Source organism: Sodalis-like endosymbiont of Proechinophthirus fluctus (assembly GCF_001602625.1).
Classification (GTDB): Bacteria; Pseudomonadota; Gammaproteobacteria; order Enterobacterales; family Enterobacteriaceae.
This window is the reverse complement of sequence record NZ_LECR01000084.1, coordinates 1,154-1,525: the sequence shown is the minus strand read 5'-3', so window position 1 is coordinate 1,525 and position 372 is coordinate 1,154.

Below are 372 nucleotides of genomic sequence, written 5' to 3'. Positions count from 1 at the left end.
GAAAATGGTGTTTTATCCCGCTTGTGAGTCGGCATCATCATCTGTCGATGGGAGATTAGATTTAGTAGTATATCGACCACGCTTTTAAAAAAGCGCTCAGGACACTGCTATCTTTTTGGAAAAAATCGCACCATGTTAAAACCGAGCACGCGCCACGCTGGCACAGCATGATGACAATTCTGGTAGGCAGTTTTATCAGGCCGATCCGGCCTCTGGTGCCTCTGGTGGCCGGTATGCTGGTATAAATTCACTTTGCTGAACACCATCGGTTGTCTGAGCTGGCTGCCGGTCTATTTGCTGCCCGGCATTTTGGCAGACGTGGCTATCAACATATCCTGTCGGGGGAGAGCACCAGCGAGTTCCGTATGTTGC